Origin of the sequence: Comamonas testosteroni (assembly GCF_000761245.1) — a bacterium.
Classification (GTDB): Bacteria; Pseudomonadota; Gammaproteobacteria; order Burkholderiales; family Burkholderiaceae_C; genus Comamonas; species Comamonas testosteroni_C.
Genome location: NZ_AWOR01000048.1, coordinates 28,962 through 53,992, shown reverse-complemented (window position 1 = coordinate 53,992; position 25,031 = coordinate 28,962). Strand labels below are relative to the sequence as shown.

Sequence of the window (25,031 nt, the reverse complement as noted above, 5' to 3'; positions counted from 1 at the left end):
GACAGGCGGCAGCGCTTCAGAGCGGGGGCGACAGCACCAGCAGCAGCAAGCGTGCGGGCTGGTCCGAGGCATTGGCCAGGCGGTGCTCGCTGTCCACCACCAGCGTGGCCGTGTCGCCCGCATGCAGCAGCACCTGCTCCTGGGCGGTGAAGACTTCGATGCTGCCTTCGAGCACGTGAAAGACCTCGCGCGTGCCTGCGCGATGGGCCGCGAAATGGCTGGAGACCGCATGCGGCGGAAAGCGGTAATGCACGAGGTTCACACCAGCGCTGGGGCTGGCCAGGGCCATGCGCTCCACGCCGCTGGCCTCGTCGACAAAGCGCAGATTCTCGCCGGCGCGCGTGATCTGCGCGCTGGGTGCGCTTTGCACCAGCTCGCTCAGCTCGCAGCCCAGGCCTTGTGCAATCGCCATGGCATTGCGCAGGCTGGTTGCGAGCAGACCGCGCTCCACGCGCGACAGCGCGCCCGGTGAGACGCCGCTGGCCTGGGCCAACTGATCGAGTGTGATGCCCAGCTGGGCGCGGCGCGCACGGACGGCGGCGCCGAAAAGCGCATCCTGCTCCGATGCCTGCGATGCAGTGGTGGAGTTCAAGCCTGGCTCCTTGTCATGGCGTCTGTTCTTGTATTGAAAATTTTCCTATGAGAAAATAATTTTGCGTATAGGAAATTATTTCTCAAGGATGAATGCAATGTACATGTTTATCAGTGCCTTGCCCGTGGCCACCGTCATCGCCGTCCTGCTGGCGGGCTGGCGCTCGCTGCATGCCGCAGCGCTGGGCGTTGCGGTGGCGCTGCTGGTGATTGCCGCCGCCTTTGCGCAGCCCGCTTCGACATGGCTGGCCGCGGGCATGCACTGGGCGCCGGTGTTGCTGGAGGTGCTGCTGATCGTGGGGGGCGGGCTGCTGCTGTCCGAGGTGCTGCGCGCGTCGGGAGCGCAGAAGGCCCTGGCCGACTGGCTGCTGGCCAGGGCCGGCAGCGGCACGGGCGCCGTGCTGCTGGTGGTGCATGGCATCACACCGTTTGCCGAGTCGGTCACCGGCTTTGGCGTGGGCGTGACCATAGGCATTCCGCTGCTCGCGCACTACGGGCTGCCGCCGCGCAAGGTGGTGCTCATCGGCCTGCTGGGCCTTTGCGCCGTGCCCTGGGGCTCCATGGGGCCGGGGACGCTGGTGGCGGCCACCATGGCCGGTCTGCCCTTCAAGGAGCTGGGTCAGGCTTCGGCGCTGGTCAGCGTGATTCCGTTTGTCATCACCGGCATGGCGGCGGCGGCTTTGGCGAGTGCGCCGGGCCGCCGGCGACAGGCCTTGCTGCAGGGCCTGCTGTCGGGTCTGGCGCTGACGGCGGCCGTGGCTTTGATGAATAGTCTGGCTGGCACGGCGCCAGCGGGGGCGCTCGGTGCTTTGCTGGTGGTGGGTTGGCATCTGCTGCGCCTGCACCTGTCGCGCTCAGACGCGGACAAGCCGCCTCTGAGCGTGCCGGGGCGGCGTGCGCTGGCGGCCTATGCGCTGCTGCTGGGTGGCGTGCTGGCGGCGGCAGCGCTGGTGCGCGCCCTGGATCTGCCCGCCGCCTGGCATGGGCTGACTTCGCCGGGGCTGTGGCTGCTGGTGGCGGCGGTTTTTTTCACGCGAGGCCGGCCGGCGCGCCCATCGCTGGCAAAGGTCTGGCGCTCCTGGCTGCAGGTGGCTCCGGTCACGGCGCTGTTCATTGTGCTGGGCGTGCTGATGGCGGTTTCGGGCATGGCCGCGCAACTGGCGCAGGCGCTGGCCCGCAGCGGGCCGCTGTATCTGCTGGCCGCGCCCTTTGTGGGAGCGCTGGGTGGCTTCGTGACAGGCTCCAATACCGGGGCCAATGCCATGTTCGCGGCCACGCAGGCCGAGATCGCCCAGGCGCTGGGCGTGCCGCTGCTGCCATTCATGGCCGTGCACAACGTCAGTGCCTCGCTGCTGCTCATGGCTTCGCCCGGCAAGGTGGAGATGGCCGTGCAGCTGCTGGCGCAAGGCGCTGCCCAGCGGCGCTGGGTGCAGCAAAGCGTGCTGATGCTGGACCTGGCCGCAGTGGCGCTGATGGGCGTTCTCAATTGGAGCTGGGCGCGGGCCTGATCGGAGCTCGCCCGGCCCGCCCCCGCCCCCGGTGCCTGCCTCAGGTCACGGCGTGCACGGCATTGAACTCGGGCCGTTGCCATTCGCCCGATTCCAGCACCTGACGCAGATGCTCGACGGCATTCCAGACATCGGCAAAGCCCACATACAGCGGTGTGAAGCCGAAACGCAGAATGTCCTTGTGCCTGCCAGTGCCGCCGTCGCCCTTGCGGAAATCGCCGATCACGCCGCGTGCAATCAGCGCCTGGACAATGGCGTAGGCGCCGCTGCCCTGGCCATTCACGCCCAGACCTTCCTCCCGGGTCAGGCAGACCTGGGAGCCGCGTGCCGCATGCTCGCGCGGTGTCGCCAGACCCAGGCCGTGGCCCTGGCAGCGCTCTTGCACGAGCTGAATGAACAGATCGGTCAGCGCCAGCGATTTCTTGCGCAGCGCGGCCATGCCGCCGAAAGCCTCGGCCTCGGTATAGATGTCGATGCCGCACTGCAGCACGCTCATGCTGATCATGGGCTGGGTGCCGCAGAGATAGCGCTGTATGCCCTGGGCGGGGTGGTAGTCGGGCACGAACTTGAAAGGCTCGGCGTGGCCGAACCAGCCCGACAGCGGCTGCCAGAAGCGGTTGATCAGGCGCGGATGCGCCCAGACAAAGGCCGGCGCGCCGGGGCCGCCGTTGAGGTATTTGTAGCTGCAGCCCACGGCAAAGTCGGCATCGGCACCCTTGAGATCCACGGGCACGGCACCTGCGCTGTGGCACAGATCCCAGACGCAGAGAATGCCTTTGGCATGGGCGGCGGCCGTGACGGCTGCCATATCGTGCATGGCCCCCGTGCGGTAGTTGACATGGGTGAGCATGGAGATCGCCACATCGGTCTGCAGCGCGCCGGCGATTTCCTCGGGCTCGAGCAGCACCAGCTCCAGGCCGTATTCCTGGCAGACGGACTGGGCGATATAGAGATCAGTGGGGAAGTTGCTGCGCTCGCTGATCAGCTTTTTGCGGCCGGGCGCATCTTCGCGGGCGATGCGGGCGGCGGCGCTCAGCACCTTGTAGAGATTGATGGAGGTGGTGTCGGTGAACACCAGCTCGCCCTGGCCCGCGCCCAGCCAGGGGGCGAACTGGTTGCCAAGGCGCTCGGGCAGCGTGATCCAGCCGGCCTTGTTCCAGGAGGTGATGAGGTCCTGGCCCCATTCCTGCGTCACCACTTCGGCCACGCGCGCGGCGGCGGCCTTGGGCTGGGCGCCCAGGGAGTTGCCGTCCAGGTAGATCACGCCCTGGGGCAGGGCAAAGCGCTCGCGCAGCGCGCGCAGCGGATCCTGGGCGTCCAGAGCCTGGCAGTCTTGCAAAGTGGTCATTGTCTTCCTTCTCTCATTTTTGATAGCTGCTGACGCTGATTGTGTCTACGTCAGAGCCGGTTCTGATTCAAATATGGCTGAACTCGGATTCGCCCATTGTGTCTGAGACCGGGGCGGCCCAGCCGCCTCGCAGCGAGGACATCGGTTTGCTTGCGCCAAGCGCTTCACAGCAGGCTGCGCAAGACGGCACGCACCGGCGAGGCATCGGCTTCGGTGAGCTTGAGCGGCAAGGCGATCAGCTCATAGTCGCCTTCGCCGACCTCGTCGAGCACCAGGTTTTCGAGCACGCGCAGGCCGCGCTGGCGGATCACCATATGGCTGTCCAGGCTCTTGCTGCTGGCGGGGTCGATGCTGGCGGTGTCTATGCCGATCAGCTTCACGCCCAGGTCGGCGAGCTTTTGCACGGTCTCGGGGGCATAGGCGGCGAGGTCGGCATCCCAGCCGGTGGGCGCTTTCTCGTAGGTGCGCACCAGCACGCGCCCGGGCAGGCCGGCATCGATGGCGTGCGCTATGTGGCGCCATTCAATCAGCGGCCCGCAGCCTATGGCGTGGATTACGCGGCAGGGGCCCAGAAAGGCATCCAGATCGACGGCGCCAATGGCCGCGCCCTGCGCATCGTAGTGCAGCGGTGCATCGGCATGCGCGCCCACATGGGGCGAGAGATGAATGGCGCTGACATTGACCGGGCAGCCCGGGCCAATGCTGGCCACCCATTCCTGGCTATAGGGCGTGTCGCCCGGAAACACCGGTGCGGCAGGATGGATGGCAGGAGAAATATCCCAGATCTGGCGTGTCATGGTGTGTATGAATGGATTTGGTCGCTCTTGATCGATAACAGGCCTGAGTGCGGGACAGCCAGCAAGGGCCGCCCCGCAGCAAAGGCTGTCGTCCCCCCTTGGAGGAAGGCGCGCTAGCGCCTCAGGGGGTCACCTTCTTCTTCCTATACCAAAGAGCATAGACCAGCACCAGCACGATCAGAAACGGCACGCCCACCAGCACGGTGGTGTGGAACTCCTTGGTAAACAGCGTGGTGACGATCACACCCGCCATCAGCAGCGCCCCGACCAGCGTCAGCACGGGAAAGCCCCACATGCGGAACTCCAGCTTCTGGCCAGGATGCTCGCGCTGCCAGCGCGGGCGGAAGAACAGATGGGTCACGAACACCATGAACCAGGCAAACATGGCGCCAAACATGGCGATCGACATCATCAGCTCCAGCGACTGCTCGGGCTTGAGCACGTTGAGCACCATGGCCACGGCCATGCCCAGGCAGGAGACGGCAATCGCGCCCAGCGGCACGCCGTTTTTGCTGAGCTTGCTCAGACCCTTGGGGGCATAGCCGCCGCGCGAGAGGCTGAACATCATGCGCGAGGTGACGTAGAGCTGGCTGTTCATGGCCGACAGCGAGGCCAGCAGCACCACAAAGTTCAGAGCTGCAGCCGCGCCCGGGATCTGCAAAATCTCCATCACCTTGACAAACGGGCTCTTGTCCGTGCCCGCATGGCTCCAGGGAACGATGGCCAGCATCAGTGCCAGCGACAGCAGATAGAACAGCACCAGGCGCAGCACCGTGGTGCGGAAGGCTCGGGTCACGGCCTGCTTGGGGTTCTGGGCCTCGCCGGCAGCGATGGCGATGGATTCCAGGCTCAGATAGCTGAAGATGGCCACGATCACGCCCACCCAGGTACCCCACCAGCCGTTGGGGAAGAAGCCGCCATCGACGAAATAGTTGTCGAACCCCACGCCCTCGGGCCGGGTGCCGAAGACCACATAGGCACCGATCAGGATAAAGGCCACGATGGCAATGACCTTGACCATGGAGAACCAGTACTCGACCTGGCCGAAGGCCTTGACGCTGGTGGCATTGACGGCGGCCAGCAGGACCGAGAACAGCGCCACCCAGATCCATGGGTCCACGGCCGGGAACCAGTAGGCCATGTACTTGCCCACGGCCGTGACCTCCATGCCCACGGCCAGCACCACGGCTCCCCAGTAGGCGTAGCGCACCACAAAGCCGGCCAGCGGACTGATGTAGTGCTCGGCGTAGGCGCCGAAGGAGCCCGAGGTGGGGTGGGCCACGGTCATCTCGGCCAGGCATCCCATGAGCAGCAGGCCGATGAATGCGCCGATGGCGTAGCTGATGAGCACGCTGGGGCCGGCAAAGCCGATGGCGAAGGCGCTGCCCATGAAGAGGCCGGTACCGATGGCGCCACCGATGGCGATCATGGTCATCTGGGCGGAGTTCAGGTGCTGCTGCAAGCCTGTCTCGCGTTGCTGAATACTGTCAAAGTTGGCCATTGCTGACTTGCGCATGCGAAAAAGTCGAAGCGGCAAGTATCCCGCGAATGACCGGCTGCGGCGGCTTGGCGGCGAATGTCCTTGGCGCAGGCCCAGCCGTCTCAGCGCGGCATCCCGGCGTAGTTGCCGGGAGTCAGCGCATGATGGGCCTTGAAGGCACGCTGCATATGGGCCTGGTCGGCAAAGCCCATCTGTTGAGCGACCGAGGCCAGGGGCTCGCCCTGTGCCAGCAGGTGGCGCACGCCATTGAGCCGCAGGTTGAGGCGGTAGGCCCCGGGCGTGACGCCGGTGACGGCCCTGAAGCGGCGGATGAAGCGGCTGGGGCTCATGCCGCAGCGCTGGGCCAGGGCCTGGACGCTGGTCTCGTCTTCGGGGCTGCGGTGCATGTGCTGCAGCGCAGGAAGGACGGCATCGGGCGGCTGGGGCTTTGCGGCATGAGTGTGGGCCGCGCTGCCCAGCAGCTGCAGGAAATCCGCCAGCGATTGCTCGTGCTGCCGCAGCTGCGCATCCGTGGCGCTTTCGGCAAGTGGCTGGCAGAGACTGTCGGCCCAGTGCGAGATTTCAGGCTCGTGCCGTGCGCGCCGGGCAAAGTGCAGGGCGCCGACACCGAGTCGCTCATGAACCCACTCGGCCTGCACGAACAGCATGCGGTAGGACCATGGCTGCAATGTCTCGGGGTTGCAGGCATGCCAGTGGCCGGGCTCGATCAGCACCACGCTGCCCGCGCTCAATGTTTCGGGGCCATCGTCGTGCAGAAACAGGGTCTCGCCCTCATCCACAATGCCGATGGAGTACTGGGCATGCGCATGCAGCCGGTAGCTGTAGCAGGACTGGCGGCTGATGCGCAGCTCGGCCCAGGGCAGGGCCGGGTGGCGGTGGAAGTGGTGGCTCGGGGCTGGCATGACGGCCTCATCATGCCAGCATGCTGAGCACGCTTGCCACCAGCACCATGGCCAGGGCCTGGTTCAGCCGCTGGCGCCGCAGTGGCGTATTCAGCCACCGGGTCAGTGCATGGCCCAGAGCGGCCCAGCAGCCTACGCCGAGCAGGCAGGCCAGCAAGGAGACGGTGCAAAACAGCAGCAATGCGCTTGGCAGCGAGACCTGCTGCGCGGCCAGCGGGGCTACGAACATGCCGATGCCCGAAAGCGCCACCAGCCAGGCCTTGGGGTTGAGGCTTTGAATGGCAATGCCTTGCACGAACGCTCCGCCTGGACCGGCCGGCAGTGATGCGGGGGCGCTTTGCCTGGCCGCCTGTCCATGGGCCCCCGGGGCCCTGGCCAGCTGCCAGGCCAGCCACAGAAGATAGAGAGCGCAGACGCGCGGCGCCCAGCGCAGCAGCTCGGGCTGCTTGAGAAGCCACTGCCCGCTCTGTCCCATCAGCCAGACGATGAGGGCATAGCTGAGGCTGGCGCCCAGCACGTAGCAGAAGGCGGCCACAGCGCGGCCGTTGCCATGGCGCAGGGCCAGCACGTTCACCGGTCCTGGCGTGATGGCACCGGCCAGTGCAAATCCGGCCATGGCCAGAACAGAAGAAAGCATGGGCAAACCTGAAACAAGAGGCCACCAGTCTGAGCTTTGGGCGTTTGCAGGTATTGAACAAAATTGCGCCTTTGCTTGGTTAACAAGTGCAAAACGGTGTCTTTTTCAGACAAGGAGCGAAGCTGACTTGCGTTACGCTTGAATGCTTTCGCGAACCTGACCCCCGTCCCATCTTCCATGTCATCCGCAGCAGCTTCTAGCCCATCCCGAGTCTGGCCAGCCGTACGCATGGTGGGGCGTGCCGACATGGGTCGCCAGCGCAGCAATAACGAAGACTCGGTAGGCCTGGAGCCGAAGGCCCGGCCCTGGCCGGTTGCCGTGCTGGCCGACGGCATGGGCGGCTATAACGCGGGCGAGGTGGCCAGCGTCATGGCCGTGGAGCTGATCACGACCAGCGTGCAGCACGGCCCGGCCGCCGATGAATCCATGCTGGCTGCGCAGTGCGAGCTGACGGACGCACTGCACATGGCCAATACGGCCATCTATGCCGCTGCGCAGTCCACGCCCGGCTGCAGCGGCATGGGCACCACGGTGGTGGCCGCCCTGGTGCTGGCAAGCGAGGTGCTGATTGCCCATCTGGGCGACTCCAGGGCCTATGCCTGGCGCGCTGGCCGGCTGCAGCGGCTGACGCGCGATCACTCCCTGGTGCAGCAGGATATCGATGCCGGCCTGATCTCCGAGGCAGATGCCAGGAACTCGCGCTACGGTCATCTGGTGACAAGAGCGCTTGGTGTGATGCCCCAGGTGGAGCCCGAGCTCAGTCACTGGCTGCTGCAGCAGGGAGACCGCATTTTGCTGTGCTCCGACGGCCTGACCGATATGCTCAGCGATGCCAGTCTTGAAACCCTGTTCGAGGAAAACCTGCCGCTTGCGCGCTTGCAGGAGGCCCTGATCGAGGCAGCCAATGCTGCAGGCGGCAAGGACAATATCGGCGTGGTGCTGATCGAGCAGGACGCCTGATCTGCTGATATGGCAGACGTTGGCTGCCTGGTTTTCTAGATCAGACCGCTTTCCAGCACAGGCAGCTGGTGGCGCTGGCGCACGCGGTTGCAGGCGTCCGAGCCCGCAGCAAACTCGCGGCAAGGCGAGGGGCGCCATTCATAGATGCCGCAGTACGCCTTCTCTCCCACCTTGCCCACCAGGGCTGCGCAGCGCGGCCTGGCCCAGTCCGTGCCGCGCATGCGGCAGGTGTAGTCGGTGACCTCCTCGATCAGCCCTGCGGGGACGCTGCCCCCATGCTCCTGAGACTCGTGTACGGAAAAATCGACACGAAAGGACGCGCAGCAGGCGCCGCAGCTAAGACAGGGATGGGTCATGGGAAGGGCGGAATTTTTCCGTGGAGCCGCAATTTTCGCAGCTGTGCAAACCCTTTGGTTGTGCCGGGCCGCAGATTTGTCAACCGCGCCGCTCAATACCCGCCCAAAAGTCCATGCTGCTGGTGCCAATTCGCCACCGTTGTGCACCAATCGCCTACAGTAAATGGAAAATGAGAATCAAAATCAATTAATAATGCGCTATGAGTTCTTTGCAGTCCCCCTCGGCGAGGTCTGAGGCAGTGTCAGTTACTTCGTCCATGAATGCTTTTTCTGTTCAAGCGTCTGAATCCGGCGTGCAATCTCCCAGCGCTGCAGCCATTGCAGCGACTACAGCCGCGACCGGGCCGGTCATGGGCCTGGACCAGCTGGCGGTGAACCAGCCAGCCCGGGTGGTGGATCTGGCCTCCTGCGAAGGCGAGGATGAAAGCCTGCTGCTCAGACTCATGGAAATCGGCTTTCTGCCCGGCGAGTCCGTGCGCGTCGTCGCCACCGGCTTTCCCGGCCCAGACCCGCTGGCCGTGCGCATAGGTCAGGCGACGTTTGCCCTGCGCCGCCACGAGGCGTCCCAGGTGCTGGTGAAACTGGAGGCCGCAGCATGAACGCGCGCGAATCCCAGATCACCATGATGAGCCCTCAAGCCGCGGAGCAGGCGCCCTTGCGCGCCGCGCTGCTGGGCAACCCGAATTGCGGCAAGACGGCGCTGTTCAATCTGCTGACCGGCGCCCGCCAGAAGGTGGCCAACTACGCGGGCGTGACCGTGGAGCGCAAGGAAGGCTGGCTGAGCACGCCCGGCAAGCGCCGCGTGCGCGTGCTGGACCTGCCCGGCACCTACAGCCTGGATGCGCACAGCGAGGACGAGCGCATCACGCGCGACATCGTCAAGGGGCAGCATCCGCGCGAAGCGCCGCCCGAGCTGCTGGTGTGCGTGACCGATGCCACCCATCTGCGCCTGAACCTGCGTCTGGTGCTGGAGGCGCGCGCCCTGGGTCTGCCCATGGTGGTGGTGCTCAATATGAGCGATATGGCGCGTCGCCAGGGACTGCTCATCGACAAGGCCAAGCTCAGCGAGCTGCTGGGCGTGCCCGTGGTGGAGAGCGTGGGCGTTCATCTGTCCGGCGCCAAGGATCTGCTGGCCTGGCTGGACAGCGATCAAGCCAGGCAGCTCAAGGCTCCGACGCTTGAAGGCCAGTTCAAGCCCGTGACGGGCAGCAACTCGCGCGCCCAGCTGCTGGCCCTGCACCAGCAGGTGGCCGAGATCATGCGCCTGACCGTGCAGGAGCCCGCGGCTCCGACGCAGCGTGACGATCGCATCGACTCCGTGGTGCTGCACCCGTTGTGGGGCACGCTGCTGCTGGTGGCGACGCTGTTTCTGATGTTCCAGGCCGTGTTCAGCTGGGCCCAGCCCCTGATGGACGGCATCGAAGGGCTGGTCAGCGACTTCGGCCAGTGGGTGCATGGCGTGATGCCCGATGGCGTGCTGCGCAGTCTGCTGGTCGACGGCGTGATCGCCGGCACCGGCTCGGTGGTGGTCTTTCTGCCGCAGATCCTGATTCTGTTCTTCTTCATCCTGGTGCTGGAAGACTCGGGCTATCTGCCGCGCGCCGCCTTTTTGCTGGACCGCATCATGGGCAGCGTGGGGCTGTCCGGACGCTCCTTCATTCCACTGCTGTCCAGCTTTGCCTGTGCCGTGCCCGGCATCATGGCCACGCGTTCGATCTCCAACTGGCGCGACCGTCTGCTGACCATCATGATCGCGCCGCTGATGACCTGCTCGGCACGACTGCCCGTGTACACGCTGTTGATCGGTGCCTTCATTCCCGAGCAGACCGTGGCCGGCTTCTTCAATCTGCAGGGCCTGGTGCTGTTTGCCCTCTATGTGGGCGGCATCGTCAGTGCCATGGCCGTGGCCTGGGTGGGCAAGCTGGCCACCAGGGTCAAGACCCGCACGCCGCTGCTGATGGAGCTGCCTTCCTACCGCATCCCCAGCCTGCGCAGCCTGGTGCTGGGCCTGTACGAGCGGGCCATGATCTTCCTGCGCCGCGTCGGCGGCATCATCCTGACCGTCAGCATCGTGCTGTGGTTCCTCTCCAGCTACCCCGGGGCTCCCGAGGGTGTGACCGAAGGCGCGATTCGCTACAGCTTCGCGGGCCAGATCGGCCGTGCGCTGGAAGTGGTGCTGGCGCCCATCGGCTTCAACTGGCAGATCGCCATTGCGCTGGTGCCCGGCATGGCCGCTCGCGAGGTGGCGGTGGGGGCGCTCGGTACGGTGTATGCGCTGTCGGCCGTGGGCGATGACGCCATGGCCCAGCAGCTGAGCCCGCTGATCGCCAGCAGCTGGTCGATGGCGACCGCGCTGTCGCTGCTGGTCTGGTTCGTGTTTGCGCCCCAGTGCATCTCCACGCTGGCCATGGTCAAGCGCGAAACCAATGGCTGGCGCTATCCGCTGCTGATGACCGGCTATCTGTTTGCTCTGGCCTATCTGGCCAGCTTTGTGACCTATCGCATCGCCGTGGCCCTGGGCTGGGGCTGAGAAAGGATTGTCTATGTGGCAGGAACTGATAGTGGGCGCCATCGTGCTGGTGGCCGCCGTATCGCTGGCCTGGCGTTTCATGCCGGCCGGTCTGCGCAGCAAGCTGACGCGGGTTCATCCTTCGCTGGCGCCGGCGGGCAAGAGCGGCAGCTGCGGCGGTTGCAGCGCCTGTGGCGGCGACAGCTGCTCGGATACGCGCAAGGCTTGAAGCGGACTCCGTCCTTCTTGTAAAAAAAACATAGCTGCCTGCGCTTGCTATTTCTACATTTCAGATACTTTTGTATCTGAAATGTTTGACTGGCAAGCGCAGGCAGCTTTGTATTTGATAGCGCTTGCCGGTTTGTCGAAAGCTCAGGCGGCTTCCAGCCAGGGCTGGACTTCTTCCTCGCTCAGCGCCGACAGGCCGAGCCTCTCGCGCGTGTCGTGGCAGCCGTAGGAGGCAAACGGAAAGTCGCGGCAGGGGCGCGAGCGCTGCTCGTAGATGCCGCAGCCTATGCAGCCCTCGCCGACCTCGGGCAGCTCGCGCAGTGCCACGCAGCGCACCGGGTGGCGCTCCGTGCCGTTCATGCGCGCGCGGTTGCCCTTGCCGGGCACTTCATGGGCCAGCTCATCGGGGACGGTGCCGCCCATGGATTGCAGCTCGTAAATGGAAAACTCCACGCGATAGTTCTGGCAGCAGGCGCCACAGCTCAGGCAGGGGTGGACGGATTCGGACATCGTGTTTCTTCAAGGGTTCAGGCATCGGGGTCGCGCCGTCCTCCTTGGGCAAGGACGGCTGTTTGAGGTCGAGGGGAGAAGCCGGCGCGCAGGGCTGCCTGCGGCTCCGGTGCCGGGCCACTAGGTATGGCCTTGAAGAAACTTCAGATAGAAGGTGTGGATGCGCACATAAAGCGCCCGCACGCGCGCGGCAAAGGATTTGCGCGGGCCGAAGAAGGAGGGCACGCGCGTGTGGCGTGCCATATGGGGCTGGCGCAGCGCCAGCAGCCCGCCGCGCTGGCCGTAGCGGGCATCGCCCTGGGTGGGGCGCAGCGGAAACAGAAACACCGCCAGTTGGCGCAGGGCCCGCTGGCGGTGTGGGGATGTGATGTGGCTCAGGTGCATGGGGGTGAAGGTATGCAGATGAGCCCGGACGCGGCGAATCAGCCTGGCTGGCGGCCCAGCAGCAGGTACTCCATGAGTGCCTTTTGCACATGCATGCGACTTTGGCTTTGGCACGCGGCATGCTGCCGCTTCACACCCGCGAAGCGGGTATGAGCCTGCGCCCGAATCGCGTGCTTGCTCTGGCGAGCCGTCGCGTGCACCGATGTCTGCGCCATCAGTCCACGCGACCCAGCAAAAGGTACTCCATGAGTGCCTTTTGCACATGCATGCGATTCTCGGCCTCGTCCCAGACCACGGATTGGGGGCCGTCGATGACTTCGGCTTCCACTTCCTCGCCGCGGTGGGCGGGCAGGCAGTGCATGAACAAGGCGTCGGCCTTGGCAGATGCCATCATCTCGGCATCCACGCACCAGTCGGCAAAAGCCTTTTTGCGCGCTTCGTTCTCGGCCTCGTAGCCCATGCTGGTCCACACATCGGTGGTGACCAGATCGGCGCCCTTGCAGGCTTCGAGGGGGTCCTTGAACACCTTGTAGCAGCCGGGGTTGACGGGCTTGCCGTTGAAGGCCAGTTGCTCGTCCACCTCATAGCCGCCGGGCGTGCTGACATGAACTGTGAAGCCCAGCAGATCGGCGGCCTGCAGCCAGGTGTTGGCCATGTTGTTGCCGTCGCCCACCCAGGCCACGACCTTGTCCTTGATCGAGCCGCGGTGCTCGATGAAGGTGAAGATGTCGGCCAGGATCTGGCAGGGGTGGAATTCGTTGGTCAGGCCGTTGATGACGGGCACGCGCGAGTACTCGGCAAAGCGCGCTATCTTGTCCTGGCCGAAGGTACGGATCATGACCAGATCGGTCATGCGGCTGATGACGCGTGCGCTGTCCTCGATGGGCTCGGAGCGGCCCAGCTGGCTGTCGCCCGTGGTCAGATGCACCACGGAGCCGCCGAGCTGGTACATGCCGGCCTCGAAGCTCACACGCGTGCGCGTGCTGGCCTTCTCGAAGATCATGGCCATGGTGCGGTCGATCAGCGTGTGGTGCTTTTCGTAGCCCTTGAATTTCTTCTTGATCAGGGCTGCACGCTCCAGCAGGTAGTCGTATTCGTCGGCGGTGAAGTCGCTAAATTGCAGGTAATGCTTCATGCAGTATTCCTTGAGGATCAGGCGGCCAGAATGGCTTGAACCAGGGGCTTGAGCCTGGCGACGATTTCGTCGGCTTCAGCCTTGCTCAGGATCAGCGGCGGCACCAGGCGAATCACGGTGTCGGCGGTCACGCTCAGCAGCAGGCCGGCCTCTGCGGCCTGGCCAATCAGCTCGCCGCAGGGCTTGGTCAGCTCCACGCCAATCATCAGGCCCTGGCCGCGCACTTCGACGAAGCCTTCGAGGCTGCCCAGTTCAGCCTGCAGTTTAGCTTTCAGATATTCGCCCACTTCCGTGGTATGAGCCAGCAGGCCGTCTTCTTCCATGATGCGGATGGTTTCCACGCCGGCACGCATGGACAGCGGGTTGCCACCAAAGGTGGAGCCATGGTTGCCGGCCTTGAGCACTTCGGCAGCGGCCTTGTGCGCCACCACGGCACCCACGGGCACGCCAGAGCCCAGGCCCTTGGCCAGGGTCATCACATCGGGGGTGATGCCGGCCCACTGATGAGCAAACCATTTGCCGGTGCGGCCCATGCCGGCCTGCACCTCGTCCATCATCAGCAGCCAGCCCTTGGCATCGCACAGCTCACGCACCTTCTTGAGGTAGTCGGCGCGCATGGGGTGCAGGCCGCCTTCGCCCTGGATGGGCTCCATCATGATGGCGACGATGTTGGGATTGCCTTCAGTCGCGTCGATCAGGGCTTCGTAATCATTGGGTGCGATGCGGGTGAAGCCAGCGAGCAGATCGCCAAAGCCGTTGCGTACCTTGGGGTTGGCCGTGGCGCTCATGGTGGCGATGGAGCGGCCATGGAAAGCATGGTCGTAGACCACGATCTCTGGCTTGGCAATGCCCTTGTCCACGCCGTACTTGCGGGCGATTTTGATGGCCGCCTCGTTGGCTTCCAGGCCGGTGTTGCAGAAGAACACATTGGTCATGCCCGAGCGCTCGGTCAGCAGCTTGGCCAGGGTTTCCTGGCCGGGCACATGGTAGTAGTTGGAGGTGTGGATCAGCTTGGCCAGTTGATCCTGCAGCGCGGGCACCAGCTTGGGGTGGTTGTGCCCCAGGGTGTTGACGGCGATGCCGCCCAGCGCGTCCAGATATTCCTTGCCGTTCACGTCCCAAACGCGGCAGCCCTGGCCGCGCTCCAGCGCGATGGGTACGCGGCCGTAAGTGGGCATAACGTGGGGCGAAGCTGCCTCGATGAAAGCGGTCATTGCAAGAATCTCCTGAGAAGGAAGGTCAGTGGCGCACTGCGGCACCTGAAAAATGAGAGCTTTGATTCTAGAGTGCCCGGATAACCCCAACATTGCGGATTGCGCATCGCTGCCATGCAATCAACCTACGCCATTGTGGGGTTGACAGCATGGCTCTTATACAAGAGTTAGAATGCTCGTTTAGGCATGTTGGCGGGGATCCCGCCTGGTTGCCGGATCTTTTTGGCGAATATTTGATGGTTACCCCTTCCAGCAAAGAACTGTTCATCATGGGTATGACCCATGCCGGAAAAACCTTTCGACCCAGCGACTGGGCCGAGCGCTTGGCCGGGGTCATGAGTCAGTTTCGCCCTGGCGGTGCCTGCGCCGGAAGCCATCTGAGCTACTCTCCCTGGTGTGTGCCCACGGTGATGAATGGCACCAAATGCGTGGTCATCAACCGGGATCTGCGCGACTACGAACCCATGGCCTGGGACTTCTGTCTGAATTTCGCCAAGGACAACGATCTGCAAGTGGCCGAGGCCTGCCTGCTGCCTGACAAGCTGCCAGCCGGCAAGAAGTGATTTTTCAGGTGCCCAGAGGTGCCGCGCAAACGACAAAGGCTTCCACGGGAAGCTTTTTTTGTCTCTGTGCGCTGCGGCTCTAGCTCTGTGCGGTCGTGCTGTCCAGCAGCCGTGACCGGCGCCAGGAGCCCCAGCGGTAGTGGGCGACGGACAGCAGCATGGATGCCAGCGCGCTGAGCGGAAAGCTCCACCACAGCGCATCTTGCCCCCACAGCGGCTGCAGCCCCCAGGCCAGGGGCAGGCGCAAGCCCCACAGCGTCAGGGTCAGGATGGCCAGAGGGGCCAGCACCGCGCCCGTGGAACGCACCACGCCGGCCAGCACGCTGCTCACGCCCAGCAGCATGAACGAGCCCAGCACGATTCGGTTGAGGTGGCGCGCGGGCTCCAGGGCCGTGCTGTCCTCGGGCAGGAACAGGGCCAGCACGCTGCGGTCGCAGGCCAGTATCAGGGCCACGCAGGCGCCGGTCAGCAACAGGTGGCAGGCCACTCCGGCATGCGCCGTGCGCGCCACACGCGGCCAGTGGCCGGCACCCACGTTCTGGGCGGCGATGGTGGTGCAGGCAGAGGCCACGGCAATGGCCGGCATCTGCACATAGGCCCATAGCTGCAGGGCTGCGCCGTAGGCGGCCGAAACCTGGGCACCATGGGCGTTGATCAGGGCCAGCATCAGCACCAGGGAGAGCGAGACCACCAGCATCTGCAGGCCCATGGGCAGGCCCTTGGTGACGAGGCAGCGCACCAGCGCCGGCTCGGGGCGTAGATGGCGGCGCTGGCGCCAGCCTATCCATAGCGGCAGCCGCTTCCAGCGCAGCCAGGTCAGCAGGCCCGCGAGGCCGAGGCTGTTGGCCACCAGGGTGGCCAGTGCCGAGCCCGCCATGCCAAGGCCTGGCAGGGGACCGGCGCCGAAGATGAACAAGGGGTTGAGCAGGGCATCGCCCAGTGCCACGCCCAGCAGGGCCACGAAAGGCGTGCGACTGTCGCCCGTGCCGCGCAGCACGGCGGCCACGAAGATCAGCAGCAGCATGGGCGGCAGCGCGAGAAAGAGCACCCTCAGATAGTCAACGGCCAGTGCGGCGGTGGCGGGCGCTGCGCCCATGGCACCCAGCAAGGGGGCGGCCAGCGGCCAGCCCACGGCGGCCATCAGCAGGGACATGCCCAGGAACAGGCTGGCGCTGCTGCCTGTGATGCGCCGCGCCAGAGCCCAGCGGCCCGCGCCCACGGCCTGGGCCACCAGCAGATTGGCCGCCTGACTGATGCCGAAGACCAGGGCAATCAGCGCAAACAGCAGATTGTTGGCGTGCACGGCCGCAGACAGGGCGCTTTCGCCCAGGTGGCGTCCTATCCAGAAGGCATTGACCGAGGTATTGAGCGACTGCAGCACATAGCCACCCCATAGAGGCAGGGAAAAACGCAGCAGGGCGCGGCCTATCGGTGCGTGAGTCAGTGGCTGGTGCATGTGGTGAAGGAAGCTGCAGAGCACCATGCGGGGGCTGTGCAAGAAAAAACCCCGCGCGGCACAGGCCGGCGGGGCGGGCACCGGCAGGCCGGTGCGGGGAGGGCAGGGCTTAGAGCGCCTGCATTTCCTTGTTCAGTTGCGTGGGGTTCTGGGGAGCGGCGGCAGGTGCGGGAGCGGCTTCGGCCTTCTTGCCCAGATCGGCAGGGACATCCACATAGGGCAGCTTCAGGGCCGAGCTGGTCATGCGGCGGATCTCGTTGGTATAGGCAGCATCCTCGTTGATCTTGCGGCCGTAGGAGGGCACGATCTGCTGGATCTGGGCCTTCCAATCGGCGCTGGCCATCTGCTCGGGGAAGGACTTCTTGAGCAGGTTCAGCATGATGTGGGGAGCGGTCGAGGCGCCGGGCGAGGCACCCAGCAGGGCGGCAATGGAGCCGTCTTCCGAGCCCACGATTTCGGTACCGAACTGCAGCACGGCGCCTTTTTCAGGGTCGCGCTTGATGATCTGCACACGCTGGCCGGCGGTGACCAGCTTCCAGTCCTCGCGCTTGGCTTCGGGGAAGTACTGGGCCAGCACGGCCTGACGGTCGGCGTCGGTCAGCTCGGCCTGCTGCATCAGGTACTGGACCAGGTCCAGGTTGTGGATGCCCACGCGCAGCATGCCCATCAGATTGTCATGGGTGACCGAGGAGAACAGGTCCCACCAGGAGCCGTTCTTGAGGAACTTGGTGGTGGCCAGAGCAAAGGGGCCGAACAGCACCACGGGCTTGCCGTCGAGCTGGCGGGCGTCCAGATGGGGCACGGACATGGGGGGCGAGCCGGTGGAGGCAATGCCGTAGGCCTTGACGTCGTGTCGCTTGGCCAGCTCGGGGTTCTCGATGGCCAGGAACTGGCCGCCCACGGGGAAGCCGGCGTAGTTCTTGGATTCTGGGATGCCCGAGGCCTGCAGCAGCTTGAGTGCGGCACCGCCGGCACCGACGAAGACGAACTTGGTCTTGACGGTCTTTTCCTGGCCGCCCTTGGCCAGATCGGCCACGGTCACGTTCCAGGTCTTGTCGGCGTTCTGGCGCAGGGCCGTGACTTCGCTTTGCAGGTGCAGCTGGAAGTTGGGGCTCTTCTGGAGCGAGGCCATCAGCTGCTCGGTCCAGACGCCATGGTTCACGTCGGTGCCCAGGGGCATGTAGGTGGCGGCGATCTTCTGGGCCGGGTCACGGCCTTCGATCATCAGCGGGGCCCACTTCTTGATCTGTGCCTGGTCTTCGGAGTACTCCATGCCGTAGAACAGAGGGTTCTGGACCAGGGCCTGCTGGCGCTTCTTGAGGAAGGCGATGTTGTCGTCACCCCAGACGAAGCTCATATGGGGCGTGGCGTTCACGAAAGTCTCGGGCGACTGCAGGTGGCCGCGGCCGACCTGGTGGGCCCAGAACTGGCGCGTCACCTCGAACTGCTCGGCAATGCCTACGGCACGCTTGGTTTCCACGCTGCCATCGGGCAGCTGGGGCGTGTAGTTGAGTTCGGCAAAGCCCGAGTGGCCGGTGCCGGCGTTGTTCCAGCCGTTGGAGCTTTCCAGGGCCACGCCGTCCAGGCGCTCGAAAACCTCGATCTTCCAGTCGGGCTGCAGCTCCTGCAGGTAGGTGGCCAGCGTCGTGCTCATGACGCCGGCACCCACCATCACCACATCGACGGGCTGCTCGTTCTCGGCCTTGGGGACGGAGCGAGGAAATATTGGCCAAAATAAAAATAACAGCGCGGCCAGGACCAGGGCCGCGACGGCTACCAGTCCTGCTTTGATCGACTTTTTCATGACTTTTTCTAGACTTGAGTATCAAAAAAGCCTGCGGGCAGGCAGCAGGCTTTTTGCGAAGATACGGGGCAAGTCCTATAAAAGACATGAGACTCCCCGACCTGGGGATTGTCCTAGGGAAGTCAAAATCTGACGCTAATCAATTCGTATTAGGGCGCTTTGTGCTAGAGGGAGAGGCGGTTTGCGCATGCGCTGATCAATCAGTCATCTGTCGAGCGCGGACAACAAAAAAACCGCCCTAAGGCGGTTTTGATGTTTTTGCTGACAGCGCACCCGTTACAAACGGCAGATGACCGAAGTCATCCGTGCTTGAGGGAGGCTGGTATTAAGCAGCCAGAGCCAGGGTCTTGACCTTGGCGGACAGGCGGCTCTTATCGCGAGCTGCCTTGTTCTTGTGGAAGATGCCCTTGTCAGCGATCGCGTCGATCACGGACTGAGCCTTGGCAAACAGTTCGGCTGCCTTGGTCTTGTCGCCGGCCACAACAGCCTTCTCGACATTCTTGACAGCAGTGCGGTACTTGGAACGCAGCGAAGTGTTCGCAGCGTTCAGCTTGACGTTCTGGCGGGCGCGCTTGCGGCCGGAAGCCAGGCGGGGGTTCTTTTTGGCTTTAGTTGCCATGATTTATTTCCTTGTGTGTCTGAGGATGATGTCAGCAAAACCCTGGATTGTATCACCCCCTGTGCGGCTTTGCTGCTTCCCCCAAAGGGGGACGACAGCTTCGCTGCGAGGCGGCTCTTGCTCGCTGTCCTGGTGTGAGGGTGTGCCTGGTCGAAGAGTGTGGTTTGCTACAGAGTGCAAGGCACCGCGATCTGTGCAAGCAGCGGCTGGCGTGAACGCATACACTTCGCTGCGTGTCACTGTTCAAAGCCGCCTCCACCGTATCTCTTCTGACGCTGGCCTCCCGTGTTTCGGGGCTGGTGCGCGATCTGCTCATGGCCTCCATGTTCGGCGCCAATGCGCTGACCGATGCCTTCAATGTCGCCTTCAGAATTCCCAATCTCTTTCGCCGCCTGTTTGCCGAAGGGGCTTTCAGCCAGGCCTTTGTGCCGGTGCTGGCCGCCAGCAAGACCCGGGATGGAGAAGAGGCCACGCGCCACCTGATCAGCCATGTCGCGACCCTGCTGTTCTGGGCGCTGCTGGTGGTCTGCGTGCTGGGCGTGATTGGCGCTCCGCTGCTGGTCTGGCTGCTGGCCAGCGGCATGCGTCAGTCGCCAGACGGCTATCACGCCGCTGTGGTGATGACGCGCTGGATGTTCCCCTATATCGGCTTCATGTCGCTGGTGGCTCTGTCGGCGGGCATTCTCAATACCTGGAAGAAGTTCGCGGTATCGGCCGCCACGCCCGTGCTGCTCAATCTCAGCATGATTGCGGCGGCCCTGCTGGGTGCGCCCTGGTTCGAGAAGCAGGGCATAGAACCCATCTATGCCATGGCTGGCGGCGTGATGCTGGGTGGCGTGCTGCAACTGGCGGTGCAGATTCCTGCGCTGCGCTCCATGGGGCTGATGCCGCGCATCGGCTTCTCGCCCGCAGCCATTCGCGCAGCCTGGGACGAGGCGGGGGTGCGCCGTATTCTGGCACTGATGGGGCCGGCATTGCTGGGGGTTGGCGTGGCCCAGGTCTCATTGATGATCAATACCCAGATCGCCTCCTATATGGCCCCCGGCAGCGTGACCTGGTTGTTCTATGCCGACCGTCTGATGGAGTTTCCCACGGCATTGCTGGGCGTGGCTCTGGGGGTGGTGCTGACGCCGCAGCTGGCATCCGCCAAGGCGGCCGGTGACGGCGAGCGCTATTCCAATATGCTGGACTGGGGTCTGCGCCTGGTGGTGCTGCTGGCTGTGCCCTGCGCCGTGGGCCTGCTGACTTTTGCCACGCCGCTGGTGGCCACGCTGTTCCACCGCGGTGCCTTGCATGACAGCGATGTGGGGCAGATTGCCCTGGCGCTGATGGGCTATGGCGCCGGCCTGCTTGGCCTGGTGGCCATCAAGGTGCTGGCCCCCGGCTACTACGCCAGCCAGGACATCCGCACACCCGTGAAGATCGCGATCGTGGTGCTTGTGATTACGCAGTTGCTCAATCTGGTGCTGGTGCCGTGGCTCAAGCACACGGGGCTGGCCCTGTCCATCGGTCTGGCCGCACTGGTCAATGCGAGCTGGCTGCTCATCGGACTGCTGCGCCGCGGCACCTACAAGCCCGGGCCGGGCTGGCTGAAGTTCACCCTGCAGGTGATCGCGGCCAGTGCCTTGCTGGCGGTGCTGCTGCTCTGGGGCAGTCAGCACTTCGACTGGGTGGGCCTGCGCAGCAATGGCTTGCTGCGTGCAGCGCTGCTGGCCGCCATGATGGCCGGGGCTGCCGTGCTCTACTTTGGCGCGCTGAGGTTGTCAGGCCTGAATCTGCGCCAGTTGCTGCGCCGCTAAAGCTTGCGCTGCTCATGGAAAAGTGAGCGGTCAGCGCAGGTTTTACAGGCGTATCAAGGGGATTTCGCTTGCATGACCTGCCAAGGCGGCTTACAAATCAGCCTATGAGCTGGACGATAGACGAGTACCCCACGGCCCTGCAGTATTTTGCGTCCCTGGTGCAGAGTGATGAAAACTTTGCCTTGATGGAGGCTGCCGTCAGCATTGCTCAGGATGCCGAACCTGATCTTGACCTGCAAGCCGTGCTGGCCGAGCTGGACAGGCTGCAAGTGCGCTTGGTGCAGCGTCTGGCAGGCGAGGAGGACGGTTTGCGCAAGCTCAGTGCGCTCAACAAGTTCTTCTATGGTGAGTTGGGCTTTGCCGGCAACCTCAACAACTATTACGACCCCGCCAACAGCTATATCCACCATGTGCTGCAGACAAGGCGCGGCATTCCCATCAGCGTGGCGCTGATCTGGCTGGAGCTGGCTGCCAGCATCGGTCTGACGGTGGAGGGCATAGGCTTTCCAGGGCATTTTCTGGTCAAGGCCATGCTGCCGCAGGGCCAGGTGGTGCAGGATCCGTTGACAGGCGATTCCTACTCCGCAAGCGCCTTGGCAGAGCGCTTGCAGCCGTTTCTCGATCAGGCCGGCATCACACCCGACGATGCGCCGCCGCTGGGGCTGTATCTGCAGGCCGCTCATCCGCGCGATGTCATGGCGCGCATGCTGCGCAATCTGCAGGAGATTCATCAGGTCCAGAAAGACTGGCCCATGCTGGTGGCCGTGCTCAATCGCCTGATCTTGCTGCAGCCCGGTCGCGAAGAGCTGTTCCGGGACCGCGGTATGGCGTATGCCCAATGGGGAGTGATTGAAAGAGCGCTATCGGATCTGGAGCGTTATGCGCCTTTTGCACAAGGGCAGGAGGCCGATTACATCGCCAAAACCATTGCCCGGCTGCGCCGGGCGGGCTGAACGCCTTGGTGGCAGGCAGCTTGCTCACACCAGTTGTGCGGCTTCCAGCTCTTTCTTGAGATAGGCATAGAACAGCGGCGCTGCCACCAGACCTGCGGGACCGAAGACGGACTCGGCCACAAACATCACGGCCAGCAGCTCCCACACGCCCATGTGTGTGCGTGTGCCCACGACCTTGGCGTTGATCACGTATTCGGCCTTGTGGATCAGGATCAGGAAGCCCAGGCAGGCGGCGGCGGCCACGGGCGACACCGACAGGCCGACCAGCGTCAGCACGGCATTGCACAGCAGGTTGCCGACGATGGGGATCAGTCCGGCGATGAAAGTCAGCGTGATCAGCGCGGGGGTGTAGGGCAGCTGCAGCTTCCAGATCGGCAATATGGCCAGCAGGAAGATGGACGTCAGCAAGGTGTTGAAGGCGGCGATCCAGAACTGGGCCGCCACGATCTGCTTGAAGGCCAGGGCAAAGTGGCCGATGCGCTGCTGCAGGGCCTGCACCAGCGGCGGGTGGCGCGTGGCGATGGGGCGCACGGCGGCCAGAGCGCCGATGATCAGGCCCACATAGGCATAGAGCAGGCCGGTAAGCCAGGCGCGGCCCGCAGTGGCCAGCACGCCGGCCTTGGCAGCCAGATAGCCGGCCAGCTTGCTTTGAATTTCCTGGGCGCCGTCGGGCAGCTGATCGGCAATGTCCGAAGGCAGTTTTTCTCGCAGCTCCAGCACCGTGGCCGCCAGGTAGTCCAGCAGCTCCTTGTACTGGGCAGGGGCTTCGGTGATATAGGTCCGGGTCTGGGAGAGGGCGCCGCTGAGCAGGGCCAGTGGCGCCAGAATCACGATGGTGGTGGCCACCACCTGGGCCCAGTGCGGCAGCTGGTTCTTCGCAAATGCGCGAGGATTGAGCCGGGACAGCAGGCGGGACAGGGCGCGGGTCAGCATGAAGCCCACGCACACGCACAGCAGTCCGGGAAGAATCCCCTGATGCATGACGAGCAGCAGTGCTGCTCCCATCAATATGTAACTGGCCAGCATGACCTTGGGTGAGGCACCCGGTTGCGTAGTGATGGGGGCGGGCAGATGCTGCGTCATTCAGGCTCGGGGTAGAGGGGCTGTGATGAAGACCTGCTTAGCGCACTTCAACGGGCTTGCCGGAGCCGATGTCCGTGATGGCGCCGATGTTGTAGACCTTCTCGCCCAGCTCGGCCAGTGTGGCTGCCGTGGCTCCGGCGTCCTCGGCCGCCACCACCACCACCATGCCGATACCGTTGTTGAACGTGCGGTTCATCTCGATGTCGTCAATGCCGGCGGTCTTTTGCAGCCAGGCGAACAGCTCGGTCTGAGGCCAGCTGCCGGCCTTCAGGTGGGCTGCGGTGCCTTCTGGCAGCACGCGGGGGATGTTTTCCAGCAGGCCGCCGCCGGTGATGTGGGCCAGGGCCTTGATGGGGTGCTTGTCCAGTGCGGCCAGCACGTTCTTCACATACAGACGGGTGGGCTCCATGATGGCGGCCTTGAAGGGCTTGCCGTCCAGAGTTTCGGGCACGGTGCCCTGGGCTTCTGCGCGCTCGATGCACTTGCGCACCAGCGAGAAACCGTTGGAGTGCACGCCGTGCGAGGCCAGACCCAGCACCACATCGCCGGGCTTGACGTTCTGGCCGCTGAGGATCTTGGACTTTTCGACCGCGCCGACGGCAAAGCCGGCCAGATCGTATTCGCCATCGGGGTACATGCCGGGCATCTCGGCGGTTTCACCGCCGATCAGCGCGCAGCCGGACAGCTCGCAACCCTTGGCAATACCGCCCACCACGGCAGCAGCGGTGTCCACATGCAGCTTGCCGCAGGCGAAATAGTCGAGGAAGAACAGGGGCTCGGCACCTTGCACCAGCACATCGTTCACGCTCATGGCCACCAGGTCGATGCCCACGGTGTCGTGCATATTCCACTCGAAGGCCAGCTTGAGCTTGGTGCCGACGCCATCGGTGCCGGACACCAGCACGGGTTCCTTGTAGCGCTTGGGCACTTCGAACAGGGCGCCGAAGCCGCCGATGCCGGCCATCACGCCTTCGCGCATGGTTTTCTTGGCCAGGGGCTTGATGCGTTCGACAAGGGCGTCGCCTGCGTCGATGTCAACACCGGCGTCTTTGTAGGAAATGGGGGTAGAGGAGGATGCGGAAGAGCTCATCGATGGATCCGGTGCGGGGGCGCCCTGCTGGGCGGAAACCCCGGGATTCTACGGCGCTTGCCCATGCAGCGGGGGCGCCCGGACATGCGTCAAAGGGTTTTGCTGGAGCATTCATGGCCTGACTACAACAACGGCAGTAGGCAAAATCAGCCCGAAGCCGCTCGGGGGCTGCGAGTGCAGACTAAAATTGGTGCTTTTGTTACCGAGTGATCACGCTAGGGCATATTGCAGGGCCTGATCTGAATGCGCGTCCGGGCCTTTGTTTCTTCCACCATTGATGCTGATGAATCTCCTGCCAGATTTCGCCGCATGGGCTGTTGAGTGCCCAGGAAAGGGGGCGCTGCGCGTATGTCGCAGATGAAGCAGCTGGCTCTGGATATCAGCATGGCGCCCGGCCCGACGCTCGCGCGTTTCTTTGTCGGCCCCAATGCTGCCTTGATCGATCACCTGCGTCACTGGGTGGGCGATGGCCAGTTGCAGCAGTCGCGCACGCCAGTGCCTACTTATCTGTGGGGCGAGGCGGGGTCCGGCAAGAGTCATTTGCTCAAGGCGGTGCGTGAAGCCCTGCGCGAGCAAGGAGCCATGGTGGGCTGGATGGATGCATCCACTCCGTTCCCGCCCGAGTTCGACGAACGCTGGGCCGCCGTGCTGATGGACGATGTGGACATCTACACCCCGTTCCAGCAGGCACGTGCCTTCAACTGGTTTGTCAACGCCACCAGTCCCGCCACCGGCCTGCCGCGCTGGGTGCTGGCGGCGGGCCAGTTGCCGGTGGCCGATCTCAAGATGCGCGAGGACCTGCGCACCCGTCTTGGCTGGGGTCATGTCTATCAGCTGCATCTGCTCGACGAGTCGGCACGGCGTGCCGTGTTGCGTCAGGAGGCCGATGCGCGTGGTGTGTTCCTGAGCGATGAAGTGATGGATTACATGCTCAGGCGCTTTTCGCGTGACCTGGGCTCGCTGATGCAGCTGCTGGACATGCTGGACGGTTTTGCCCTGCGCAACAAGCGCGCCATCACCATCCCGCTGCTCAAGACCATGCTGGAAACCGAGTGAGGCACCTGCTCACGCTCCCCGCTTTGGC

The 25,031-nt window shown here is 64.3% G+C and carries 25 protein-coding genes; 9 read left to right on the top strand and 16 right to left on the bottom strand.

Annotated features, from left to right (window positions below; genetic code table 11):
* Positions 1 to 16 precede the first annotated feature (16 nt).
* Positions 17 to 592: a helix-turn-helix domain-containing protein gene (locus P353_RS14155; protein ID WP_034370450.1), complete on the bottom strand. Its 576-nt coding sequence runs from the start codon at positions 590 to 592 to the stop codon at positions 17 to 19.
* Between the two features lie 97 nt (positions 593 to 689).
* Here P353_RS14155 and P353_RS14150 point away from each other — a divergent pair, with 97 nt between their 5' ends.
* On the top strand, positions 690 to 2,099 hold the full coding sequence (locus P353_RS14150; RefSeq protein WP_034370448.1) for an SLC13 family permease: 1,410 nt from the start codon (positions 690 to 692) through the stop codon (positions 2,097 to 2,099).
* 40 nt (positions 2,100 to 2,139) lie between these two features.
* On the opposite strand, the gene kynU is transcribed toward P353_RS14150, so the two are convergent.
* The 5 genes from kynU to P353_RS14125 form a co-directional block, all read right to left on the bottom strand.
* The gene (kynU, locus tag P353_RS14145; protein WP_034370444.1) at positions 2,140 to 3,447 is read right to left on the bottom strand and encodes a kynureninase; all 1,308 of its coding nucleotides are present in this window, start codon (positions 3,445 to 3,447) and stop codon (positions 2,140 to 2,142) included.
* A gap of 164 nt (positions 3,448 to 3,611) precedes the next feature.
* Entirely contained in the window at positions 3,612 to 4,244 is a 633-nt protein-coding gene (gene kynB / locus P353_RS14140; protein WP_034370441.1) for an arylformamidase, read from the bottom strand.
* Between the two features lie 121 nt (positions 4,245 to 4,365).
* Positions 4,366 to 5,745 (bottom strand): amino acid permease, encoded by a 1,380-nt coding sequence (locus tag P353_RS14135; RefSeq protein ID WP_034370439.1) that lies wholly within the window; start codon positions 5,743 to 5,745, stop codon positions 4,366 to 4,368.
* A gap of 101 nt (positions 5,746 to 5,846) precedes the next feature.
* The gene (locus tag P353_RS14130) at positions 5,847 to 6,647 is read right to left on the bottom strand and encodes an AraC family transcriptional regulator (RefSeq protein WP_034370437.1); all 801 of its coding nucleotides are present in this window, start codon (positions 6,645 to 6,647) and stop codon (positions 5,847 to 5,849) included.
* A 10-nt stretch (positions 6,648 to 6,657) separates the two neighbouring features.
* Entirely contained in the window at positions 6,658 to 7,284 is a 627-nt protein-coding gene (locus tag P353_RS14125; RefSeq protein WP_034370434.1) for a LysE family translocator, read from the bottom strand.
* 228 nt (positions 7,285 to 7,512) lie between these two features.
* Between P353_RS14125 and P353_RS14120 the strand changes: the two genes are divergently transcribed.
* A complete protein-coding gene (locus tag P353_RS14120) occupies positions 7,513 to 8,244 on the top strand; it encodes a Stp1/IreP family PP2C-type Ser/Thr phosphatase (RefSeq protein WP_034370432.1) in 732 nt (243 codons plus the stop codon).
* A 35-nt stretch (positions 8,245 to 8,279) separates the two neighbouring features.
* Here the strand turns inward: P353_RS14120 and P353_RS14115 are convergent, their stop codons facing one another.
* Positions 8,280 to 8,600, bottom strand: a complete 321-nt coding sequence (locus tag P353_RS14115) for a YkgJ family cysteine cluster protein (protein WP_034370429.1) — start codon at positions 8,598 to 8,600, stop codon at positions 8,280 to 8,282.
* A gap of 257 nt (positions 8,601 to 8,857) precedes the next feature.
* On the opposite strand from P353_RS14115, the gene P353_RS14110 reads away from it, so the two are divergent.
* Genes P353_RS14110 through P353_RS14100 form a run of 3 tightly spaced genes read left to right on the top strand, consistent with a single transcriptional unit; the run spans position 8,858 to position 11,338 of the window.
* Complete coding sequence (locus P353_RS14110; RefSeq protein WP_034370425.1) at positions 8,858 to 9,199, top strand: FeoA family protein; 342 nt, start codon at positions 8,858 to 8,860, stop codon at positions 9,197 to 9,199.
* Positions 9,196 to 11,130 (top strand): ferrous iron transporter B, encoded by a 1,935-nt coding sequence (gene feoB / locus P353_RS14105; protein WP_034370422.1) that lies wholly within the window; start codon positions 9,196 to 9,198, stop codon positions 11,128 to 11,130. Before P353_RS14110 ends, feoB begins: the two co-directional genes overlap by 4 nt.
* Positions 11,131 to 11,143: 13 nt before the next feature.
* Positions 11,144 to 11,338 (top strand): hypothetical protein, encoded by a 195-nt coding sequence (locus P353_RS14100; RefSeq protein WP_003067100.1) that lies wholly within the window; start codon positions 11,144 to 11,146, stop codon positions 11,336 to 11,338.
* Positions 11,339 to 11,481: 143 nt separating this feature from the next.
* Here P353_RS14100 and P353_RS14095 read toward each other — a convergent pair whose 3' ends face one another.
* From P353_RS14095 to P353_RS14080, 4 genes are all read right to left on the bottom strand, one after another.
* Positions 11,482 to 11,847: a YkgJ family cysteine cluster protein gene (locus P353_RS14095; RefSeq protein ID WP_034370419.1), complete on the bottom strand. Its 366-nt coding sequence runs from the start codon at positions 11,845 to 11,847 to the stop codon at positions 11,482 to 11,484.
* Between the two features lie 120 nt (positions 11,848 to 11,967).
* Positions 11,968 to 12,231 (bottom strand): hypothetical protein, encoded by a 264-nt coding sequence (locus P353_RS14090; RefSeq protein WP_003067103.1) that lies wholly within the window; start codon positions 12,229 to 12,231, stop codon positions 11,968 to 11,970.
* Positions 12,232 to 12,445: 214 nt separating this feature from the next.
* Positions 12,446 to 13,366, bottom strand: a complete 921-nt coding sequence (gene argF / locus P353_RS14085) for an ornithine carbamoyltransferase (RefSeq protein WP_034370417.1) — start codon at positions 13,364 to 13,366, stop codon at positions 12,446 to 12,448.
* 17 nt (positions 13,367 to 13,383) lie between these two features.
* On the bottom strand, positions 13,384 to 14,580 hold the full coding sequence (locus tag P353_RS14080; protein ID WP_034370413.1) for an aspartate aminotransferase family protein: 1,197 nt from the start codon (positions 14,578 to 14,580) through the stop codon (positions 13,384 to 13,386).
* Between the two features lie 236 nt (positions 14,581 to 14,816).
* Here P353_RS14080 and P353_RS14075 point away from each other — a divergent pair, with 236 nt between their 5' ends.
* Positions 14,817 to 15,143 (top strand): DUF3579 domain-containing protein, encoded by a 327-nt coding sequence (locus P353_RS14075; protein ID WP_003052588.1) that lies wholly within the window; start codon positions 14,817 to 14,819, stop codon positions 15,141 to 15,143.
* 79 nt (positions 15,144 to 15,222) lie between these two features.
* Here P353_RS14075 and P353_RS14070 read toward each other — a convergent pair whose 3' ends face one another.
* The 3 genes from P353_RS14070 to rpsT form a co-directional block, all read right to left on the bottom strand.
* A complete protein-coding gene (locus tag P353_RS14070; RefSeq protein ID WP_232776511.1) occupies positions 15,223 to 16,599 on the bottom strand; it encodes an MATE family efflux transporter in 1,377 nt (458 codons plus the stop codon).
* 109 nt (positions 16,600 to 16,708) lie between these two features.
* Entirely contained in the window at positions 16,709 to 18,403 is a 1,695-nt protein-coding gene (gene mqo, locus P353_RS14065) for a malate dehydrogenase (quinone) (protein WP_034370408.1), read from the bottom strand.
* A gap of 325 nt (positions 18,404 to 18,728) precedes the next feature.
* The gene (gene rpsT / locus P353_RS14060) at positions 18,729 to 19,022 is read right to left on the bottom strand and encodes a 30S ribosomal protein S20 (protein ID WP_003052598.1); all 294 of its coding nucleotides are present in this window, start codon (positions 19,020 to 19,022) and stop codon (positions 18,729 to 18,731) included.
* Positions 19,023 to 19,255: 233 nt separating this feature from the next.
* Here rpsT and murJ point away from each other — a divergent pair, with 233 nt between their 5' ends.
* Positions 19,256 to 20,821, top strand: coding sequence for a murein biosynthesis integral membrane protein MurJ (gene murJ / locus P353_RS14055; protein ID WP_034370405.1), 1,566 nt, complete (start codon positions 19,256 to 19,258; stop codon positions 20,819 to 20,821).
* A gap of 104 nt (positions 20,822 to 20,925) precedes the next feature.
* Complete coding sequence (locus P353_RS14050) at positions 20,926 to 21,774, top strand: SirB1 family protein (RefSeq protein WP_034370403.1); 849 nt, start codon at positions 20,926 to 20,928, stop codon at positions 21,772 to 21,774.
* A 24-nt stretch (positions 21,775 to 21,798) separates the two neighbouring features.
* Here P353_RS14050 and P353_RS14045 read toward each other — a convergent pair whose 3' ends face one another.
* Together P353_RS14045 and purM are read right to left on the bottom strand one after the other, a co-directional pair.
* Positions 21,799 to 22,857, bottom strand: a complete 1,059-nt coding sequence (locus P353_RS14045; protein WP_034370400.1) for an AI-2E family transporter — start codon at positions 22,855 to 22,857, stop codon at positions 21,799 to 21,801.
* A gap of 37 nt (positions 22,858 to 22,894) precedes the next feature.
* Complete coding sequence (gene purM / locus P353_RS14040; RefSeq protein ID WP_034370396.1) at positions 22,895 to 23,947, bottom strand: phosphoribosylformylglycinamidine cyclo-ligase; 1,053 nt, start codon at positions 23,945 to 23,947, stop codon at positions 22,895 to 22,897.
* A 357-nt stretch (positions 23,948 to 24,304) separates the two neighbouring features.
* On the opposite strand from purM, the gene hda reads away from it, so the two are divergent.
* On the top strand, positions 24,305 to 25,003 hold the full coding sequence (gene hda / locus P353_RS14035; RefSeq protein WP_003070849.1) for a DnaA regulatory inactivator Hda: 699 nt from the start codon (positions 24,305 to 24,307) through the stop codon (positions 25,001 to 25,003).
* Positions 25,004 to 25,031 lie beyond the last annotated feature (28 nt).